Source organism: Streptomyces prasinopilosus, from assembly GCF_001419695.1.
GTDB classification, from domain to species: Bacteria; Actinomycetota; Actinomycetes; order Streptomycetales; family Streptomycetaceae; genus Streptomyces; species Streptomyces prasinopilosus.
Window position 1 is genome coordinate 1 of record NZ_LIRG01000613.1, and the last position, 2,507, is coordinate 2,507.

The following is a 2,507-nucleotide window of genomic DNA, read 5'->3' on the forward strand; positions in this document are numbered from 1 at the left end:
GCCCCCGCACCCGGGCGATCCCGGGGGCGGGGGCGGGCCGCGCACCATCGTCGGCGACTGCGTGCGCGGGCTGGACGACGGCCGGGTCCGCGAGACGGCCTGCGACGGCGAGGGGGAGCGGCGGCCGGAGTACCGGGTGACCGATGCCGTGGACGCCAGGTCCGAGTGCCCGGTGTCCACGACCCTCTACGTCCGGCTCGGCGGCGGCACACCGGTGGGCTGCGCCGAGCCCCTGTGACCCCCGCGGCCCCCGGTGCCCCCCGCCGCCGGCGCGGCCCGTGGTCCTACCGGTGCAGCGCCTGCTCCCGCCGGATGTCCCGCCGGTCCAGCTCGCGGTCGAACTTCGCCAGCGGCTTCGCCTCGGCCGGGTTCTCGGCGACCGCGTCCGGCGCGACGCCCGCCCAGTCGAGGATGCGGGCCGTGGCGAGCGCCCTCTCCTCCTCGATCAGACCGGCCACGTTGGCGCCGTGGTTCATGCCGGGGGCGGTCAGCACGTACGAGTCGCGCGCTCCCCTGCCGAGCCGGAACGGTTCGGCGCCCCACGGGTCGTTCTCGCCGTAGACGAACAGCATCCGCCGGGCGTTGTCCCGCACCCAGCGGTCGACGTCCCGCATGGCCCGGTGCTCGAACCGCATCGGGATCGAGCGGGGCACGAAGTGGCGCGGCGGCTGGTAGCCGTAACGGACGTACTTCCTCTCGATGTGCGGGAACCGGATCGTCGGCGCGCCGAGCTGCGTGCCCGCCTGGTAGTAGTACGGCGTGTACGGGCTGAGGCCCTGGTCCGTGTAGAACGAGAAGCCGGAGATCGTGTCGACCGAGGTCCAGATCTCGTCGTCGGTGGCGTTCTTCGCGTCCGCCGGGATCCGCGCGCAGTCCGCCACGGTGCTGTACTGCCAGAAGCCCCACACGTAGTCGAGGACGACCGCCTCGTACGCCCGGTCCAGGCTGCCGATGGTGTCGAAGGTGTAGCCGTTCTCGGCGGCGAGGGCCCGGTACCTCTCGCTCAGCGCCCCGCGGCGCACCAGCGCCTCGCGCTGCACGCCGTTCAGCCGGGCGCGGCACTCCTCGGTGCCGACCTTCGCGAAGAACCGGTCGTAGGCGGAGTCCTCGTCGTTGACCACGTCGTTGGGGGCGACGTAGGCGACGACGCCGTCCATGTCACGCGGGTAGAAGCGCTCGTAGTACGTGGCGGTCATGCCGCCCTTGGAGCCGCCGGTGGAGATCCACTTCTCGGGGTAGATCCCCTTCAGCGCCTCGTGGATGCGGTGCTGGTCGCTGGCGGCCTGCCAGATGTCCAGCTTCGACCAGTCGGCCGGGTCCGGGCGGGACGGGGTGAAGAAGCGGTACTCCATGGAGACCTGGTTGCCGTCCACGATCTGGGTCGGCTCGCTGCGCCGCGGCGTCGTCGAGACGTTGTAGCCGCCGGTGAAGAAGACGGTCGGCCGCGTGACGTCCTTGTGCAGCACGGTGATCCGCTGCTGGAAGGTGCCCTTGGAGGGCCTGCGGTGGTCGACCGGCTGGGTGTACTCGAGGACGAAGAAGCGGTAGCCCGGGTAGGGCTTCTCCTCGACCAGGCCCATGCCCGGGACGGAGAGCAGTCTTTCCTTGATGTCGGTGCCGGCGGCGACGTCGGGCCCGGCGGCGGTGGCCGCACTCGCCGTGCTCACCGTGCCGATCAGCATCGTGAGCGTCAGCAGCCATCTGAGAGCCTTGCGCATGCACACTCCCCTGTGAAACAGATGTGGCCGGGAAACTAGCCGACCGACTCGCCGCAGCACCAGGGGACATGGGGACAACCCTCGGTACGGACAGGGGCAAAGGCCTTACACGGGACGGAGATTCGGGATCGCTCCCGGACCGGTTCCGGGGCATGCTCCCGGTCCGCCCGGTCCCGTCCCCGGAGCCGGGCACGCTCCCGGCCCCGCGCCCGGTCGCGCGTTCAGCACAGGATCCAGCCGGAGCTGACCGATCCGCCGGCCACCCTGCCCTTCACCCAGATGCAGCGGCGTCCGGCGTGCACGGTGACCGGGCCGGCGTGCCGCTTGTAGCGGCCCTCGTCGACCACCGGGCGCCCGCCGCGCGCCCGGATGCTCACCGACATCTTCCGCTGGGTGCCGGGCTTCTTGGCGAGGGTGACGGCGCAGAGGTAGCCGCCGCGCTTGTGGACGACGACCGAGCCGGTGGAGAACGGCAGGGTGCGCATCTTGCGTCCGGGACAGTGCGCGGCGGCCTGGGCGGTGCCCGGCGCGGCGGCCACCAGCAGTCCCGCCGTGGTCAGCACCGCCAGGACGAGCGCGAGCCGCCGGTGTGTCGCTCCACTTCCCACTGCCGTTCCTCCCCCTGCCGGATCACGCCGTGCCGGGGCCCGCGTCGGCGCCCGCCCCGGAGTCCGTACCGCGTCCGCCGCTACCGACGGCGTACAGGTGTACGGACGCAGGACGTACGCCGGATGGTTGCCCGGCTCCGTCCTTTCCCCCGCCCCTCGTGCCCGTCGCCTCCCTCCTGTC

2 protein-coding genes and 1 pseudogene are annotated in these 2,507 nt (G+C 72.3%); 1 reads left to right on the forward strand and 2 read right to left on the reverse strand.

Annotated elements, in window-relative coordinates; genetic code table 11:
• A pseudogene (locus tag AOK18_RS23265) lies at positions 1 to 238 on the forward strand (hypothetical protein); the annotation flags it as partial.
• A 46-nt stretch (positions 239 to 284) separates the two neighbouring features.
• On the opposite strand, the gene AOK18_RS23270 reads toward AOK18_RS23265, so the two are convergent.
• Both AOK18_RS23270 and AOK18_RS23275 read right to left on the reverse strand, forming a co-directional pair.
• Entirely contained in the window at positions 285 to 1,718 is a 1,434-nt protein-coding gene (locus AOK18_RS23270; RefSeq protein ID WP_055695607.1) for a S28 family serine protease, read from the reverse strand.
• Positions 1,719 to 1,939: 221 nt separating this feature from the next.
• Positions 1,940 to 2,326: a hypothetical protein gene (locus tag AOK18_RS23275; RefSeq protein ID WP_055695608.1), complete on the reverse strand. Its 387-nt coding sequence runs from the start codon at positions 2,324 to 2,326 to the stop codon at positions 1,940 to 1,942.
• Positions 2,327 to 2,507 lie beyond the last annotated feature (181 nt).

What these genes read in the sequence shown, in the direction of transcription:
- AOK18_RS23270 (WP_055695607.1), bottom strand. Translation starts at nt 1,718, where the DNA reads ATGCGCAAGGCTCTCAGATGGCTGCTGACGCTCACGATGCTGATCGGC.